At 74.8% G+C, this 15,927-nt stretch carries 15 protein-coding genes; 9 read left to right on the forward strand and 6 right to left on the reverse strand.

Annotated elements, in window-relative coordinates; all coding sequences use genetic code 11:
• Both AC1DUE_RS19475 and AC1DUE_RS19480 read left to right on the forward strand, forming a co-directional pair.
• A partial coding sequence (locus AC1DUE_RS19475) for a glycosyltransferase family 2 protein (protein ID WP_477041065.1) occupies positions 1-2,469 on the forward strand: 2,469 nt, incomplete at its 5' end.
• Entirely contained in the window at positions 2,466-4,085 is a 1,620-nt protein-coding gene (locus AC1DUE_RS19480; protein ID WP_477041066.1) for a DUF5719 family protein, read from the forward strand. The genes AC1DUE_RS19475 and AC1DUE_RS19480, both read left to right, overlap by 4 nt.
• Before the next feature lie 6 nt (positions 4,086-4,091).
• Here AC1DUE_RS19480 and AC1DUE_RS19485 read toward each other — a convergent pair whose 3' ends face one another.
• Both AC1DUE_RS19485 and AC1DUE_RS19490 read right to left on the reverse strand, forming a co-directional pair.
• The gene (locus tag AC1DUE_RS19485; protein WP_477041067.1) at positions 4,092-4,964 is read right to left on the reverse strand and encodes a glycosyltransferase family 2 protein; all 873 of its coding nucleotides are present in this window, start codon (positions 4,962-4,964) and stop codon (positions 4,092-4,094) included.
• A 12-nt stretch (positions 4,965-4,976) separates the two neighbouring features.
• On the reverse strand, positions 4,977-5,474 hold the full coding sequence (locus AC1DUE_RS19490) for a metallopeptidase family protein (protein ID WP_477041068.1): 498 nt from the start codon (positions 5,472-5,474) through the stop codon (positions 4,977-4,979).
• A 76-nt stretch (positions 5,475-5,550) separates the two neighbouring features.
• On the opposite strand from AC1DUE_RS19490, the gene AC1DUE_RS19495 reads away from it, so the two are divergent.
• The 6 genes from AC1DUE_RS19495 to ahcY all read left to right on the forward strand — a co-directional run bounded on the left by AC1DUE_RS19495 (position 5,551) and on the right by ahcY (position 10,451).
• Positions 5,551-5,916 (forward strand): DUF3499 domain-containing protein, encoded by a 366-nt coding sequence (locus AC1DUE_RS19495; protein ID WP_477041069.1) that lies wholly within the window; start codon positions 5,551-5,553, stop codon positions 5,914-5,916.
• A gap of 1 nt (position 5,917) precedes the next feature.
• Positions 5,918-6,199 (forward strand): hypothetical protein, encoded by a 282-nt coding sequence (locus AC1DUE_RS19500; RefSeq protein WP_477041070.1) that lies wholly within the window; start codon positions 5,918-5,920, stop codon positions 6,197-6,199.
• Positions 6,200-6,233: 34 nt separating this feature from the next.
• On the forward strand, positions 6,234-7,706 hold the full coding sequence (locus tag AC1DUE_RS19505; protein ID WP_477041079.1) for a phosphomannomutase/phosphoglucomutase: 1,473 nt from the start codon (positions 6,234-6,236) through the stop codon (positions 7,704-7,706).
• Positions 7,703-7,909, forward strand: a complete 207-nt coding sequence (locus AC1DUE_RS19510; protein WP_477041071.1) for a Trm112 family protein — start codon at positions 7,703-7,705, stop codon at positions 7,907-7,909. The genes AC1DUE_RS19505 and AC1DUE_RS19510 overlap by 4 nt, the downstream gene beginning before the upstream one ends.
• Positions 7,909-8,841: a cation diffusion facilitator family transporter gene (locus AC1DUE_RS19515; RefSeq protein ID WP_477041072.1), complete on the forward strand. Its 933-nt coding sequence runs from the start codon at positions 7,909-7,911 to the stop codon at positions 8,839-8,841. Before AC1DUE_RS19510 ends, AC1DUE_RS19515 begins: the two co-directional genes overlap by 1 nt.
• A 128-nt stretch (positions 8,842-8,969) precedes the next feature.
• Positions 8,970-10,451, forward strand: coding sequence for an adenosylhomocysteinase (ahcY, locus tag AC1DUE_RS19520; protein WP_477041073.1), 1,482 nt, complete (start codon positions 8,970-8,972; stop codon positions 10,449-10,451).
• A gap of 2 nt (positions 10,452-10,453) precedes the next feature.
• Here ahcY and AC1DUE_RS19525 read toward each other — a convergent pair whose 3' ends face one another.
• On the reverse strand, positions 10,454-11,266 hold the full coding sequence (locus AC1DUE_RS19525; RefSeq protein ID WP_477041074.1) for an RDD family protein: 813 nt from the start codon (positions 11,264-11,266) through the stop codon (positions 10,454-10,456).
• Between the two features lie 87 nt (positions 11,267-11,353).
• Between AC1DUE_RS19525 and AC1DUE_RS19530 the strand changes: the two genes are divergently transcribed.
• Entirely contained in the window at positions 11,354-12,343 is a 990-nt protein-coding gene (locus tag AC1DUE_RS19530; protein WP_477041075.1) for a stage II sporulation protein M, read from the forward strand.
• 6 nt (positions 12,344-12,349) lie between these two features.
• Here the strand turns inward: AC1DUE_RS19530 and AC1DUE_RS19535 are convergent, their stop codons facing one another.
• The 3 genes from AC1DUE_RS19535 to AC1DUE_RS19545 all read right to left on the reverse strand — a co-directional run.
• Positions 12,350-13,510 carry a winged helix DNA-binding domain-containing protein gene (locus AC1DUE_RS19535; protein WP_477041076.1) on the reverse strand — a complete coding sequence of 387 codons (1,161 nt, stop codon included), beginning with the start codon at positions 13,508-13,510 and terminating at the stop codon, positions 12,350-12,352.
• A gap of 31 nt (positions 13,511-13,541) precedes the next feature.
• On the reverse strand, positions 13,542-14,834 hold the full coding sequence (locus AC1DUE_RS19540) for a DUF58 domain-containing protein (protein ID WP_477041077.1): 1,293 nt from the start codon (positions 14,832-14,834) through the stop codon (positions 13,542-13,544).
• A gap of 42 nt (positions 14,835-14,876) precedes the next feature.
• A partial coding sequence (locus tag AC1DUE_RS19545; protein WP_477041078.1) for an AAA family ATPase occupies positions 14,877-15,927 on the reverse strand: 1,051 nt, incomplete at its 5' end.

Below are 15,927 nucleotides of genomic sequence, written 5' to 3' on the forward strand. Positions count from 1 at the left end.
GTCCGGGCCCGCGCCCGCGCCACCCGCACCCGTCGCGTGCCGCGCCGCGCCCTGCGCCCGCTGCAGGCAGGCCTGCGCGACGTGTGGTCCCAGTCGCGCGACCGCCGGCTCGCGCGCGCGGAGGTCCGTCGGGTCGTCCAGGCGCCCAGCGAGCTCGAGCTGCGCGAGCTCGCGGCCCTGGCGACCAAGCGCCGCACGACGCTGGCCGTGCTGGTCGGAGGGCTCGCGATCGTCACCGCCGTCGCCCTCGGTTCGCTGGTCGCACCCGTGGTCGGCGGCGCGCAGCTCGTCGGCGACGCGCTCGTCCCCACCACCGCGCGGCTCGGTGAGCTGTGGAGCGCGGCGACGTCCGGCTGGGTGGCCGGGGGGCTGGGGACCCCGGGGCCGGCCGACGCGCTGCTGACCGTGCTGGTCGGACCGACGGCCGCGACCGGTGGGTCGTCGTCCGCGGCCGTGGGTCTGCTGCTGCTCGGCTCGATCCTGCTCGCCGGGGTCGGCGCCTGGGCCGCTGCGGGCGCGGTGACGCGGTCCGTGGGCGTCCGCGCATGGGCCGCCGTGGCGTGGGCCGCGGCGCCGGCGCTCCTGCTCGGACTCGGCGCGGGCCGGCTCGGCGCGGTCGTCGCACACGTGGCGATCCCGTGGGTGGGCCTGGGGGTCGCGCGTGCCGTCGGGGTGCAGCGCGTCGACCAGGTGCTCTCGGGGTTGGCGACCGCCCGGCGGGCCGACGACGAGGACGTCGACGCCGACGGACCGGCCGCGGCCGCCGAGATCCCGCACCCCCGCCTCGCGACCGACTCCGGTCAGACGCCCGCCGTGCCGCTCGCTCGCGTCGGCGCCGCCGACCCCACCGGCTCGATCGCCGCAGCCGCAGGTGCCGCGCTCGCCTTCGCCGTCGTCGTGGCCGGGGCGCCGGTCCTGCTGGTCCCCGGTGTGCTCGCGCTCTGCGTCGTCGCGCTGTGCGCCCCGCGGCGCCGCGGACGCATCCTGCTCGCGACGATCCCGGCGATCGTCCTGCTCGCCCCGACGCTGCTCGAGGCGGCACGGCGGGGACTGCCCGGCTGGCGGCTGCTGGTCGCCGACCCCGGGCTCCCCGTCCCGACCGGCGCGTCCGACCCCGTCAGTCGCCTGCTCGGCGTCCCGAGCGACGCCGGCGCACTCGTCGGCCCCGGCGTGCCGTCGGGGATCGCCCACGTCCTGCCCCTCGCCCTCGGCGCCGTGGTGCTCCTGCTGGCCGTCCTCGCGCTCCTGCGCGGCGCGCCGGTCGCGCGGGCCGTGCGTGGTGCCTGGGCGGTCGCCGTGATCGGGCTGGCGACGGCCACGGTCGTGGTGGCCGTGCCGGTGGCGGTCGACGACGGCTCGCTGGTTCGTGGCTGGTCCGGCCCCGCGCTCTCCCTGGCCGGAGCGGGTCTGCTCGCGGCGGCGCTGATCGGCACCGACCGGCTGCGCGAGCGGCTCGGGAGCTACACGTTCGGCGTCCGCCAGCTGCTCGCCGCTCTGCTGACGCTCGTCGCGGTGGCCGTCCCGCTCGTCTGGCTCGGCTCGTGGACGTGGCAGGCACGCACCGGCGACGCCGTCGCGCTGCGCACCCTCGACGGGCCGATCGTCCCCGCGGTCGGCCAGCAGGCGCAGGAGTCCCCGTCGGCGTCCCGGGTGCTGGCGGTGAGCGCGGCACCCGAGCAGGGCGGCGGCGCGACCGCGACCTGGCAGCTCATGCGCGGTGACGGCCCGGCCCTGGTCGACCAGGCCGCCGCGGCGTGGACACGCACCGTCGAGGGCGACCTCACGGACCCGACGCCGACGCCGGCCGACGCAGCGACGCAGGAGGTCGACGCGCTCGTCGCGCGCCTCGCCACCGCGGCCAGCGGCGACGTCGCCGGCGAGCTCGGCTCGCTCGGCGTCGCGGACGTCCTGGTCCCCACGCTCCCGGAGCCCGTCTCCGACGACAGCGCGGCCCGGGCCGCCCGCGACGAGCTGGTCAGCCGGCTGGACGCCACCGCGGGGCTGGAACGCGTCACCGCCAACGCCGCGGGAACGCTCTGGCGCGTCCAGGCGACCGCCCCCGGCGCCGGAATCGCCGCACCGGTGGTCGTGACCTCGTGGGCCCGGCTGCTGCCCTCGGGCGCCGACGTCGCCGACCCCGCCGCTCCCGCGGTAACCGTCCCCTCGGCGGACCGGTCGGTGGACACCACCGTGCCCGCGGGCGACGCCGGCCGGCTCCTGGTGCTCGCCGAGCGCGCCGACCCGCACTGGCACGCCTCGCTCGACGGCGAGCCGCTCCGCTCCCTCGAGGACGGATGGCGTCAGACGTTCGACCTCGGCGCCGGCGGCGGTGACCTCGTCGTGCACTACGACGACCCCGACCGGACCCCGATGCTCGTGGTCCAGTCGCTCGTCCTGCTCGTGACCCTGCTGCTCGCGGTGCCGGTCCGCCGGCGTCGCGGCGGCCGCACCTGGAGCGGACGCTCATGACCGACCCCCAGCCCTCCCGCTCGCGCGTCTGGCTCGGCCGGACCGCGCGCGCCGCCTCGGGCCTCGTCGTGCTCGGGCTCACCGTCGTGGTGGTCGCCGCCGGTACCCGCGCGCCCCAGGGCGACGACACCGCGGTCCCCGCGACGCGGGTGCCCGTGCCGCCGTCGGCCACGACGCTCGTCTGCCCGGGGCCGCTGATCCTGCCCGACGACACCGGCCGCGGGGACTCCGCGTTCGACCCGACGCCCGTGGACCCGATCACCACGGTCGTCGCCGTCACCGCGTCCCCGAGCGGCGTCGGGTCGCTCGCCCCGCTGGACCGCTCGACCACCTGGGCGGCGCTGGAGGCCGACGGCGGTGCCGTCCAGGCTCCGGCGCCCGGGCCCTCGATCGTGCGCGCCGAGCCCACCGACGTCCCGGCGCGGGTCGCCGCGGCCGTCGGCAGCCTGGTGAGCGCGGGCGACCTGCGCGGGCTGTCCGCGGCCTCGTGCCAGCAGCCGGTCGCCGACGCGTGGCTCCTCGGCGGCGCGACGGACCTGTCGAGCACCGCCCAGCTCGTCCTCGACAACCCCGGCACCACGCCCGCCGAGATCGCGCTCGAGGTCTGGGGACCCAACGGCCAGGTCGACCTGACGGGCGAGCGCTACCTGGTGGCGCCCGGGACCTCGCGGGTGATCGTGCTCGGCGGCATCGCGGCCGAGCAGCGCAGGCTCGGGCTGCACGTCGTCGCCACCGGCGGCCGCGTCGGGGTGCACGTCCAGGACTCGGCGCTCGACGGCTTCACGCCGGGCGGGACGGACCTGGTCGTGCCCGGTGCGGCGCCGTCGACGCGGCAGGTCGTCACCGGCATCTCGGTGGTCGACTCGACGGTCGACGACCCGAACGCACCCGCGCTGCGCGTGCTGGCGCCCGGCGACGCCGCGACGACCGCCACGGTGACGCTGCTCGGCCCCGGCGGGGTCATCGACCTGCCCGGCGCCGAGTCCGTCTCGCTCGCGCCGGGCGAGGTCACCGACGTCCCGCTCGGCGGCCTGCCCGCGGGGGCCTACACGGCCCTCGTCGACGCCGACGTGCCCGTGATCGCGTCGTCGGTGATGTCCCGGCCGGGCTCCCTCGGGGAGCTCGACGACACCCCGAGCGTCGAGCGTGCCTGGGCGGCCTCGACCGTCCCCGGCCGCAGCGGCGTCGCGGCGTTGCCCGCAGGCACGCAGGGCACGCTCGTGCTCGCGGGGGTCTCGAGCGCCGACGACGCCGAGGACGGCGGCTCGGCCACGGGCAGCCTGCGGCTCCTCGGGGCGGGCGGCGCCGTGCTGTCGGAGCGCACCGTCACCATCCCGGCCGGCACGACGAGCTCCTGGACGCTCGACGAGCTGGCGGCCGGCACGGGCGAGGTGGCGCCGCACGACCCCGCGGCCGCACCGGCCCCCCGCTCCGACGTCGCCGGCGTCGACCTCGTCACGGACGACGGCTCGACGGTCTCGCTCGCCTGGGCGCTGGTCGCTCAGGTGCCGCAGGCCGACGGCACGGTCCTCTTCTCGGTCCTGGACCCGATCCCGGTCCCGCGCACGGCGCCCGACGTCCCCGTCCGCGAGGACCCGCGGCTCGGCACGCGCTAGCGACGGTCAGGACGCCGCGCGCAGCTCCGAGCGCTCGCGCAGCCGCAGACCGAGGACGGCCGCCTGGCGGACCGGCCACTGGTACCAGTGCGGGTAGCGACGGCCCACGTAGCGGGCGGCGCTCGCATGGTGCGCCGAGATCATCCGGGCCGGCTTGGCGCGCCAGGAGGTCCCGCCGACGTGCGTCACCCTCGCCTGCGGCACGTAGAGGTTGGTCCAGCCCGCGCGGCCGAGGCGGTCGCCCAGGTCGACGTCCTCGAAGAACATGAAGTAGTCGTCGTCGAAGCCTCCCACCGCCTCGAACGCCTCGCGCCGCACCAGCAGGCACGCGCCGGAGAGCCAGCCCGCGGCCCGCTGCTGCCCGGTGCTCTCCTGCTCGGCCCGGTACCGGCGGGTCCACGGGTTGCCGGGCCACACCCGCACGAAGACCGCGTGACCGGCACCGTGCGTGAGCGACGGCAGCGCCCGCGCGGACGGGTAGACGGTGCCGTCGGGGTTGAGCAGCGCCGGTCCCGCCGACCCGGTGCGCGCGTCGGCGGCCGCCGCTGCGACCAGGACGTCGAGCGAGCCGGGCTGCCACTCGAGGTCGGAGTTCGCGACGACGAGCCAGGGCGACTCGCACCCCTGCGCGCCCGCGTTCGCGCCGCCCCCGTAGCCGAGGTTCGCGCCCGTGACCAGCAGTCGCGCACCGAACTCGTCGGCGACGGCCCTCGAGACGGACTGGTCGGTGCCGTTGTCGACGAGCACGAGCTCGACCGGCTGGGTCGACGCGGTGGCCAGGGTGCGAGCGAACGTCGCGAGCTCGTCGCCGGGGTGGAAGACGACGCAGACGACGCGGACGGCGGGCGCAAGGACAGGGTTCGGGACAGCGGGGCTCATCGTCCGGACAGGTTAGTGCGCGTCGCGATAGTCCGGGTCCACGTCGTCCGGGGAGCGGCCGAGCATGTGGGCCACCTGCTCGACGACGACGTCGCGCACCAGGTCGGCCATGTCGAGCGCGTCGCCGGCGCGCGACTCGACGGGGCGGCGGTAGATGACGATCCTGGCCGGCAGGCCGGCGTCCGCCGGGAAGTAGCGCCCCAGCGGCACCCCGCCGCGCTCCCACGGCGCGGGGTTGGACGGCGGAACGTCCTCGACCGCGAACTCGGTGCCGGACAGCTGCTTGGCCCAGCGGCGCTCGATCCGCTCCACGGCGTCGAGGACGAGGTCGTCGAACCGCTCCGCACGGGTGCGGTAGGCGGGCATCGAGCTGGGCATGAGCGGTCCTCGCGGACCACGGCCGCGCCTGTCCCGACGGCGGACCGGCTGCACCGCCACGGAGGGCAGCGCCATGGTCCGTCGACCGGCTCCGGCGGTGCGCCGGGCGGGTGGTGGGGGCGAGGTGCTCACGCCTGAACTCTAGATCGCCCGCCGACGTCGGCGTGGGGGAGCGCGGCGTGTCGGGAGCCGGGGGTACCGTCAGCCCGTGAGATCTGTGAGGCAGTGCACGCGCACGGCGTGCGGCCGTCCGGCGGTGGCGACGCTGACCTACGTGTACGCCGACTCGACCGCGGTCCTCGGCCCCCTGGCGCAGCAGGCGGAGCCGCACTCGTACGACCTGTGCATGGAGCACGCGGAGCGCCTCACGGCCCCGCGCGGCTGGGAGGTCGTCCGGCKGACGCCGGAGTTCACGCCCGCGGCGCCGMGCCGCGACGACCTGCTCGCCCTCGCCGACGCGGTGCGCGAGGCGGGCCGGCCACCCGAGCAGGAGCCGCTCCCCGAGGCGGTCGGGTCCGTGCTGGCCGAGGCGCCTCGCCGCGGTCACCTGCGGGTGCTGCGAGGAGAGGGCTGACGTGGCTCGTCGCAAGGGGGAGGCGGCTCGTGCACGGGCTCAGCAGGCGGCCGAGCCTCTCGGGTCGATCAGCCAGCCCGGCGGGCCGGCGGTCCCGGGCACCGAGGCGTGCCTGCGCTGCGGCGAGACGCAGATGACGCGGATCCGGATGGCGCTGGCCTCGGGCCGGCAGGTGCTCTTCGTGTCCTGCCCGGCGTGCGAGCAGCGGAACTGGTTCCCGCTCGACGGCAGCGGCGCGCCGCTGTCGCGCGACGAGGTCATGGGTACCGATCCCGCGGAGTAGAGACGCCTGAAGCGCACGCCCCGTGCCGGGTAGCATGACGCCCGTGACCTCCCCTGCAGCTGACCGTGTCGATCTGTCTGCCCTGATCAAGGCGTACGACGTCCGGGGTGTCGTCCCCGAGGAGCTGAACCCGGCGGTCGCGCGAGCGATCGGTGCCGCGTTCGCGGACGTCGTGGTGCTCCCGGAGGCCGACGGCCGACCGCGCGTCGTCATCGGCAACGACATGCGCCCGTCCGGACCCGAGCTCGTCGCCGCCTTCGCCGAGGGCCTCGCGCTGCGTGGCGTGGACGTGGTCCGCATCGGGCTGGCCTCGACGGACGGCCTCTACTACGCGTCGGGCGCGCTCGACATCCCCGGCGCCATGTTCACGGCCAGCCACAACCCGGCTCAGTACAACGGGATCAAGCTCTGCCGCAAGGGCGCGCGTCCCGTGGGCCAGGACAGCGGGCTGACCCAGGTCCGCGAGCTCGCGGGCGACTACCTGGCGAGCGGCGAGATCCCGCAGGTGGGCCCCGAGGACGTCGGGAACATCACCGACCAGGACATGCTCACCGACTACTCGGCGTTCCTGCGTTCGCTCGTGGACCTCTCGGGCATCCGGCCGCTCAAGGTCGTCGTCGACGCGGGCAACGGCATGGGCGGCTTCACCGCCCCGGCCGTGCTCGGCACCGGAGCGGGCCTGCCCGAGCTGCCGCTCGACGTGGTCCCGCTGTACTTCGAGCTCGACGGCACGTTCCCCAACCACGAGGCGAACCCGCTCGAGCCGGAGAACCTGCGCGACCTGCAGGCGGCCGTCGTCGAGCACGACGCGGACATCGGCCTGGCGTTCGACGGCGACGCGGACCGCTGCTTCGTGATCGACGAGCACGGCGACCCGGTCAGCCCGTCGGCGATCACCGCCCTCGTCGGCCTGCGCGAGGTGGCCCGGGAGCTGGCCGAGGGCCGCACGCCGACGGTGATCCACAACCTGATCACGTCGCAGGTGGTGCCCGACCTGCTCGGCGCCGCGGGTGCCAAGACGGTCCGCACGCGCGTGGGCCACTCGTTCATCAAGGCGCAGATGGCCGAGAACGAGGCGGTGTTCGGGGGCGAGCACAGCGCCCACTACTACTTCCGCGACTTCTTCTTCGCCGACACCGGCATGCTCGCCGCGCTGCACGTGCTCGCCGCCCTCGGCGGCCAGCCGCACCCGCTGTCGGCGCTCGCCGAGCAGTACCAGCCGTACTCGGCGAGCGGCGAGATCAACTCGCGCGTCCTCGACGTGCCGGCCGCCCGCGCGCGGGTGGTCGACGCGTACGTGACGCAGCAGGGCGCCGGCCCGGTGGTGGTCGACGAGCTGGACGGCCTGACCGTGTCGCACTGGGACGGGCAGCCGCAGTGGTGGTTCAACCTCCGCGCCTCCAACACCGAGCCGCTGCTGCGCCTGAACGTCGAGGCCGCCGACGAGGACATCATGGAGAAGGTGCGCGACGACGTGCTCGCCCTCGTCCGGCAGGACCAGTCATGACCGACGACGGCCGGGTCCTCGAGCCCTGGGCACGTGACCTGCTCCGCTGCCCGGTGACCGGCGCGACCCTCGTGGACGGCGTCGGGCCGGACGGCGAGCCCACCCTCGTGTCGACCGACCCGGAGAACCCGCTGGCCTATCCCGTGCGCGATGGCATCCCGGTGCTGCTCGTCGACGAGGGTGTCCCGGTCGGACGCGGCTGATGGCGCACGAAGGCGGCGGCACCCGGGCCATCCTCGCGGCCCTCGCGGCCAACCTCGGCATCGCCATCACCAAGTTCATCGCGTACCTGCTCACGCTCTCCAGCTCGATGCTGGCCGAGTCGGTGCACTCGCTCGCGGACTCGGGCAACCAGCTGCTCCTGCTGGTCGGCGGCAAGCGGGCGCGGCGCGAGGCGGACGTCGAGCACCCGTTCGGCTACGGCCGCGAGCGGTACGTCTACTCGTTCATCGTCTCCATCGTCCTGTTCTCGCTCGGTGGCCTGTTCGCCCTGTACGAGGCGTGGCACAAGTGGCAGGACCCGCACCCCATCGAGGGTCGCTGGTGGTGGGTCCCGCTGGTCGTCCTGGGCGCGTCGATGGTGCTCGAGGGCTTCTCGTTCCGGACGGCGATCAAGGAGTCCAACCACGTCCGGGGCAAGCAGTCGTGGGTCTCGTTCATCCGGACTGCGAAGGCCCCCGAGCTGCCCGTCGTCCTGCTGGAGGACTTCGGCGCCCTGATCGGCCTCGTGCTCGCGTTCTTCGGCGTCTCCCTGACGCTGATCACCGGCAACGGCAAGTTCGACGCCCTCGGCACCGCCGGTATCGGGCTCCTGCTCGTGCTCATCGCGATCGTGCTGGCGCTGGAGACCAAGTCGCTTCTGCTCGGGGAGTCCGCGACCGTCAAGGACGTCGAGGCGATCAACCTCGCGCTCGTCGGCCCCGGCGTCACCTCCGTGATCCACCTGCGCACCCTGCACCTGGGTCCGGAGGAGCTGCTCGTCGCCGCCAAGATCGAGGTCGACGGTGCGACGAGCGCCGCGGACGTCGCGGCGGCGATCGACGCGGCGGAGCAGCGGGTGCGCGAGGCGGTCCCGATCGCGCGGGTCATCTACCTCGAGCCGGACCTGCGACGGACCGTCGAGACCACTGTCTGACGCGTCCGCCCGCGGCTAGCATGGCCGGGACGGCGTGGGTGATGCCCGCAGACCCAGAGGGGTCGCGCCGGCGTGCGGCTCCCTCGTCCCGAGGGTCGGCCCCGCCCTGCCCACCCGTCAGGAGTGCCATGTCCACGTTCTGTGAGGTCCCCGGCCGCTACAAGGTCCGCGACCTGTCCCTGGCCGAGGCCGGCCGCCACCAGATCCGCCTCGCCGAGCACGAGATGCCCGGGCTCATGGCGCTGCGCGCGGAGTTCGGCCCGACGCAGCCCCTGGCCGGCGCACGGATCGCGGGCTCGCTGCACATGACCGTGCAGACGGCCGTGCTCGTCGAGACCCTCGTCGCGCTCGGCGCGCAGGTGCGCTGGGCGTCCTGCAACATCTTCTCGACGCAGGACGAGGCGGCAGCAGCGATCGTCGTCGGTCCCGCGGGTTCGGTCGAGTCGCCGGACGGCGTGCCGGTGTTCGCCTGGAAGGGCGAGTCGCTGCCGGAGTACTGGGACTGCACCGAGCAGATCCTCGTCTGGCCCGGCGGCGACGGGCCGAACATGATCCTCGACGACGGTGGCGACGCGACGTTGCTGGTGCACAAGGGCGTCGAGTACGAGGCCGCCCGTGCCGTCCCGCCGAACCCCGTGCCCGGCGACGCGGACTACTCCGAGGAGCTCACGGTCATCCTCGACACGCTGCGCGCGTCTCTGGCGGCCGACCCGACGCGGTGGACGTCGATCGCCGCGCGGATCAAGGGCGTCACCGAGGAGACGACCACGGGCGTGCACCGCCTGTACCAGCTCGCCGAGGCGGGCGGGCTGCTCTTCCCCGCGATCAACGTGAACGACTCGGTCACCAAGTCGAAGTTCGACAACAAGTACGGCATCCGCCACTCGCTGCCCGACGGGATCAACCGCGCCACGGACGTGCTGATGGGCGGCAAGGTCGCGTTCGTCGCGGGCTACGGGGACGTCGGCAAGGGGGCCGCCGAGGCGTTCCGCGGGCAGGGTGCCCGGGTGATCGTCTCGGAGGTGGACCCGATCTGCGCGCTGCAGGCGGCCATGGACGGCTTCCAGGTGGCCCGGCTCGACGACGTCCTCGACCAGGCCGACTTCTTCATCACGACGACGGGCAACAAGGACGTCGTCTCGGCCGCGCAGATGGCGGCGATGAAGGACAAGGCCGTCGTCGGCAACATCGGGCACTTCGACAACGAGATCGACATGGCCGGCCTCGCGGCGGTCCCGGGCATCACGCGGACGGAGATCAAGCCGCAGGTGCACGAGTGGACGTTCCCTGCCGACGACACGCGACCGGAGAGGTCGATCATCGTGCTGTCCGAGGGGCGCCTGCTCAACCTCGGCAACGCGACGGGCCACCCGTCGTTCGTCATGAGCAACTCGTTCTCGAACCAGGTGATCGGCCAGATCGAGCTGTTCACCAAGCCCGACGAGTACGCCCGCGAGGTCTACCGGCTGCCCAAGGTTCTCGACGAGAAGGTGGCGCGGCTGCACCTCGACGCGCTCGGGGTCCGGCTCACCGAGCTGACCAAGGCGCAGGCCGAGTACCTCGGGGTCGACGCGGCGGGCCCTTACAAGCCGGAGCACTACCGGTACTGAGCTCAGTCGAGCGGGTCCGGGATGCCGTGCGGGAGACGGTGCAGCTGCGACGCCTCCACGAAGTCCCGCTGCCCGGCCCTCTGCAGCGCCACGTACTCGCGGTTGCGGCGCTCGGTGAGCACCGCGGCGAGGAACGCCTCCGGGTGCGTGCCCGGCGGCGGCAGCGGGTTGACGTAGCGCTCCAGCTCGGTGCTGAGCCGCGTGCCGAGCTGGACGCGCGAGGTCGGGTGCAGCGTCGCGGTGCGGCCCAGGAACTGGCGGGCGGACAGGGCGAGCCCGTCGGGCAGGCGGGCGATGTCCGCGCTGTGCGCCCACCCCGCGAGGTGGGGCGGCATCATCATCGGCGCGCGCTGCGGGGCGCTGCCCCGGACGCGGACGGCGTAGGTGCCGGCCAGGATGTCCCCGACCCGCTTGCCCTGCGGGTTGACGGTCGACGTGATCAGGGCGACCGATCCCAGGGTGAGCCACAGCTCGACGATGCCGACCAGCGCCCGGACGAGCGACTGCCGGAACACGATCGGCCCACCGTCGTCGCGCACGATCCGGATGCCGACGGCGAGCTTGCCGAGCGACCGACCGCGCGTGAGCGTGTCCACGGTCGTCGGGATGATCACCATGATCGTCGCGATCGTCACGACGAACGTGATCCGCGCGGTCTCCTCGTCGGTCGAGAGCAGGGCCGAGACCGGGATGAACACGATGAAGACGACGATGCCGAGCACGACCAGGTCCAGCAGGGCCGCGAGGAGCCGAGCGACGGACGACGTGGGTCGCGAGTCGAGGACGACGCCCTCGCCGATGATGATCCCGTCCATGAAGCCCCCGTCCGTGCGGCCCGCCCCGGTCGGGCTCCTGCGGCAGAGTAGCCGCTGCACGGGGGCTCGGGATGGCAGGCTGTGCGCATGGACCTCGATGCGTACGAGCGGGCGCGCGCCGGCGCGTGGGCGCGGCTCGACGAGCTCGCAGGTCGGCGTCGCCTCACGGGAGCCGAGGCCGACGAGCTGGTCCGGCTGTACCAGGCCGCCGCCACCGACCTCTCGGTGATCCGCTCGAGCGCGCCGGACCCGGTGACCGTCACCCGGCTGTCGCAGCTGGTCGCGCGCGGTCGCGCGGCGATCGCCGGTTCGCACCAGGCGGGGTGGCGGGACGTGCGGCGGTTCCTCGTCGTCTCCCTGCCCGCGGCGCTGTACCGCATCCGCTGGTGGACGGTGGCCGTGATGCTCGGCTTCATCGTCCTGGCGACCGTGTCGGGGGTGTGGGTGGCCACCCAGCCCGAGGCCCTCGCGCTCATGGGCACGCCCGCGCAGCAGCAGCAGTACGTGGACCAGATGTTCGAGCAGTACTACGACCCGGGCGCGGGATTCGCGGCGATGGTGTGGACCAACAACGCCTGGCTCACGGCGGTCTGCATCGGCTCGGGGATCACCGGCGTCGGCCCGCTGTTCTTCCAGGTCAGCAACGCGATCGCCGTCGGGTCGACCGGCGGCATGATGGCGGCGCACGGGTCGCTCGACGTGTTCCTCCAGTCGATCGCCCCGCACGGCCTGCTCGAGCTGACGTCGGTGTTCGTGGCCGGTGCCGCCGGGTTGAAGCTCTTCTGGACCTGGTTGGTCCCGGGCCCGCGCACCCGGTCGCGGGCGCTCGCCGAGGAGGGCCGCGCCCTGGCCACGGTCGCGATCGGGCTCGTCGGCACCCTGGCCGTCTCCGGCGTCATCGAGGGCTTCGTGACGGGCTCGACGATGCCGTGGGCCGTGAAGATCGCGCTGGGCGTGCTCGCGGTGGGCGCGTTCTGGGTCTACACGATCGTGCTCGGCCGCCGAGCCGTGCGCGACGGCGAGACCGGCGACCTCGAGACGGACCGGGCCGGGTACACGCTCGCGATGGTGGGCTGACCTCGATCAGTCGACGACGACCACGCGATGGTCGTCCGCGTCGTCGGCCATGAACCGCACGAGCCCCTCGGCCTCGTCCTCGAGGCGACGACGGTCGGCGACCGTGACGGGCGCGAACGGGCGGACCGTGAGCGTCGCGGGCTGACCACGCTCGCGTGACACGGCCCAGGTGCCCGCCACCCGTCCGTCCAGCAGGAACGTGGCCGGGATGACGCCGTTCGGGCTGCCGAGCGAACGGCGGTGCTCCTCCGAGACGATCCGGGTGCGGTCGGCGTGGCCGAGCAGGACGTTGTCGTAGTCCGGGAGGAAGCGCACCGGCGCGGGCGTACCCGGGTCCGGCAGCAGCCCGTCGGGAACGTCCAGCAGCTCGCGCGGCCGGACGCCGCCCGGTGCCGGGTCGGCGCGGTAGCGCACGAGTCGGTCGCCGAGCCGGTCGACGACGGCACGCAGGCCGCCCAGACCCGACCAGCTCTGCACGTCCGCGACCGAGGCGGGGCCGAACGCGCGCAGGTACCGCAGCACGAAGCGCTCCTGCTCGCGGGCGAGCACGTCCGGGTCGGACAGGTCGGCGGACGCGGTGCCGAACCAGGTGTCCGCCGTGGTCCAGGTGGTCGCGCCCGAGCGGCCCCACACCCCTCGTGGCGGCACCTGGACGAGCGGCAGGGTCCCGCGGGCGGCGTAGGCGAGCGTGCTGGTCGCGATGTTCGGCCAGCGTTCGGCGAGCAGACGGCCGAGCTCGGTGGTGACCCGCGGCTCGTCCTCGACCAGGGCGCGTGCGGCGGCCGTGACCTGCGTGACGTCCAGCGTCCGGAGCGCCGTGGAGTGCTGGGCGTTGACCAGCAGGTCGCGCACGTAGATCGGCGCGACGAGGGCCGGCAGGAGCAGCGCGTCGTCGCGCGTGACCAGGTGGATCGTGCCGCGCATGACGGCGATGCGCGTGACCGTGCGGTCCCAGAAGGCGTCGCCGAGCTCGGCGTGCCGGAAGCCGGCGACCCGGCTCCACAGCCCCACGTAGGGCGACCAGGCGTTCTGCGCCTGCTGGCCGACGAGGTGCTCGACCACCTCGAGCGCCGGCCCGTCCCGGCGGTCCAGAAGGTGCTGCCGGGCGAGGAGCGCGCGGTTGAGCTGGGCGGGGGAGAGCAGGTCCCCGGGAGCTGGTGCGGCCACCGTCAGAACGTATCCGCCGCCGCCCACATGCTCAGAGCCGCCCCGCCGCCTTGAGCGCGAGGTAGAGGTCGGCCAGCTGGGGGGCCAGGTGGTCGGGCAGGGCGTCCAGGACCTCGACCCCGCGCTGGCGCAGGCGCACGGCGACGGCGGCGCGCTCGAGGCCGACGCGCTCCGCGGCGGCGGCGTCGAACATCGCGGCCGCGTCGTCCCGGGCCGTGCGCAGCGCGTCCACCTCGGGGTCGGCGACGGAGGCGAGGACCACCTGGTGGCGTTCGGTCAGCTGGTTCACGACGCCCAGGAGCCCGTGCTCGACGGCCGCCGGGTCCAGCGCGCTCAGCAGCACGACGAGGGCGCGCTGGCTCAACCGCTGCCGGACCTCGGACACGATCCCCGGCCAGTCGGCCTCGATGAGCTGCGGCTCGGCCAGGGCGAGGGCGTCCGCGAACGCCGGCATGACCCGCGGCCCGCTCTGACCCGCCACCCGGCCGCGGACGGTGCGGTCGTAGACCACCAGCTCGACCCGGTCGCCGGCGCGCGTCGCGAGGGCGGCCAGCAGCAGCGCGGCCTCGATCGACGCGTCGATCCGGGGTGCGTCCTGCACGCGGACCGCCGAGGTCCGCGAGGTGTCCAGGACGATCAGCACCCGGCGGTCGCGCTCGGGACGCCACGTGCGCACGACCACGTCCGCCCGCCGGGCGGTCGCCCGCCAGTCGATCGAGCGCACGTCGTCGCCGATGACGTACTCCCGCAGCGAGTCGAACTCGGTCCCGGGTCCGCGCACCTGGACCGCGGCGCGGCCGTCGAGCTCGCGCAGCCTGGCCAGGCGGCTCGGCAGGTGCTTGCGGGACGCGAACTCCGGCAGCACGCGCAGGCGCCCGGGCACCGTCAGCGAGGCCTGGCGCCCGGCGAGGCCCAGCGGTCCGACGGTGCGGATCGTCACACGGTCCGCGTGCGCGTCGCCCCGCCGCGACGGCGTCAGCGTCGTCGTCACCCGCCGTCCGTCGCCCSGCGCGACGACGATCCGGTGCCGGTTGTCGTCCGCGCCGGTCGACGGCGGCCACGCGTCGCGAACGAGCGCGCGCAGCCGCCGACGACCCAGGTTGGTCAGAGTCAGCGTCGAGCGCGCGGACTCGCTCAGACGCACCGACGAGGGGACGTCCCGGCTGACGGCGACCTGCCGCGGCGACGCGGAGAGGACCGTGTCGAGCGCGCACGCCGCGATCACGAGCAGCGTCCACAGCAGCACCGTGCCCGTCGCGGGCAGCAGGACGACCGCGAGGATCCCCGCTGCCGCGAGCGCGACCGCGCGCCACGTGACCGCCATCAGCGCTGCCTGTTCGTCGTCGTCATCGTCGGGACCGCGACGTCATCGAGGGACGGGCACCGACGCGAGGACGGTGTCGAGCACGCTCTCGGTGCTGACGCCCTCGAGCTCGGCCTCGGGTCGCAGCTGGACCCGGTGCCGCAGGGTCGGGTGCGCGAGCGCCTTGACGTCGTCGGGCGTCACGAAGCTGCGACCCGAGAGCCACGCCCACGCCCGGGACGTGCCCAGCAGCGCCGTCGCACCGCGCGGCGAGACGCCCAGCGAGAGGGACGGGGAACGCCGCGTCGCCCGGCACAGGTCGACCGTGTACCCGAGGACCTCCGGGGCGATCTGCACCTGGGCCACCTCGGCGCGCGCCGCGGCGAGCATCGAGGCGGACGCCACGGGCCGCACCCCGGCGGCGCGCAGGTCGCGCGGGTCGAAGCCCGCGGAGTGCCGGCGCAGGACCTCGATCTCCTCGTCGCGCTCCGGCAGGCCCAGCACCAGCTTGAGCAGGAAGCGGTCCAGCTGGGCCTCGGGCAGCGTGTAGGTGCCCTCGTACTCGACCGGGTTCTGCGTGGCGATCACCAGGAACGGGTCCGGCAGCGGACGCGGCGTGCCGTCGACCGAGACCTGCCGCTCCTCCATGGCCTCGAGCAGCGACGCCTGGGTCTTGGGCGGCGTGCGGTTGATCTCGTCGGCGAGCAGCAGGTTGGTGAACACCGGGCCCTCGCGGAACGAGAACTCAGCGGTGCGCGCGTCGTAGACGAGCGAGCCGGTGACGTCGCCGGGCATGAGGTCCGGGGTGAACTGGACGCGCTTGGTGCTCAGGTCCAGGGCGGCCGACAGGGTCCGCACGAGCAGCGTCTTGGCGACGCCAGGGACGCCCTCCAGCAGCACGTGCCCGCGGCACAGCAGCGCGATGACGAGGCCGCTGATCGCGGCGTCCTGCCCGACGACGGCCTTGGACACCTCGGCGCGCACGGCGCCCAGGGCGGCGCGCAGCTCCTGCGACGGGCCGGACTGAGCAGGTCGCGGGGCGGCAGGGGCCGGCGGCCCGGGTGCCGGGGCGTACCCGCTCCCGGCGGGCGCCGGGCCGGGCGGGGTGCCGAGC

Source organism: Cellulomonas sp. P4_A2 (genome assembly GCF_056402515.1).

Coding starts and splice junctions, on each gene's coding strand:
- AC1DUE_RS19510 (WP_477041071.1), top strand. CDS start 7,703: ATGACCGACGACGGCCGGGTCCTCGAGCCCTGGGCACGTGACCTGCTC.
- AC1DUE_RS19530 (WP_477041075.1), top strand. CDS start 11,354: ATGGACCTCGATGCGTACGAGCGGGCGCGCGCCGGCGCGTGGGCGCGG.
- AC1DUE_RS19515 (WP_477041072.1), top strand. CDS start 7,909: ATGGCGCACGAAGGCGGCGGCACCCGGGCCATCCTCGCGGCCCTCGCG.
- AC1DUE_RS19485 (WP_477041067.1), bottom strand. CDS start 4,964: ATGAGCCCCGCTGTCCCGAACCCTGTCCTTGCGCCCGCCGTCCGCGTC.
- AC1DUE_RS19525 (WP_477041074.1), bottom strand. CDS start 11,266: ATGGACGGGATCATCATCGGCGAGGGCGTCGTCCTCGACTCGCGACCC.
- AC1DUE_RS19505 (WP_477041079.1), top strand. CDS start 6,234: ATGACGCCCGTGACCTCCCCTGCAGCTGACCGTGTCGATCTGTCTGCC.
- AC1DUE_RS19480 (WP_477041066.1), top strand. CDS start 2,466: ATGACCGACCCCCAGCCCTCCCGCTCGCGCGTCTGGCTCGGCCGGACC.
- ahcY (WP_477041073.1), top strand. CDS start 8,970: ATGTCCACGTTCTGTGAGGTCCCCGGCCGCTACAAGGTCCGCGACCTG.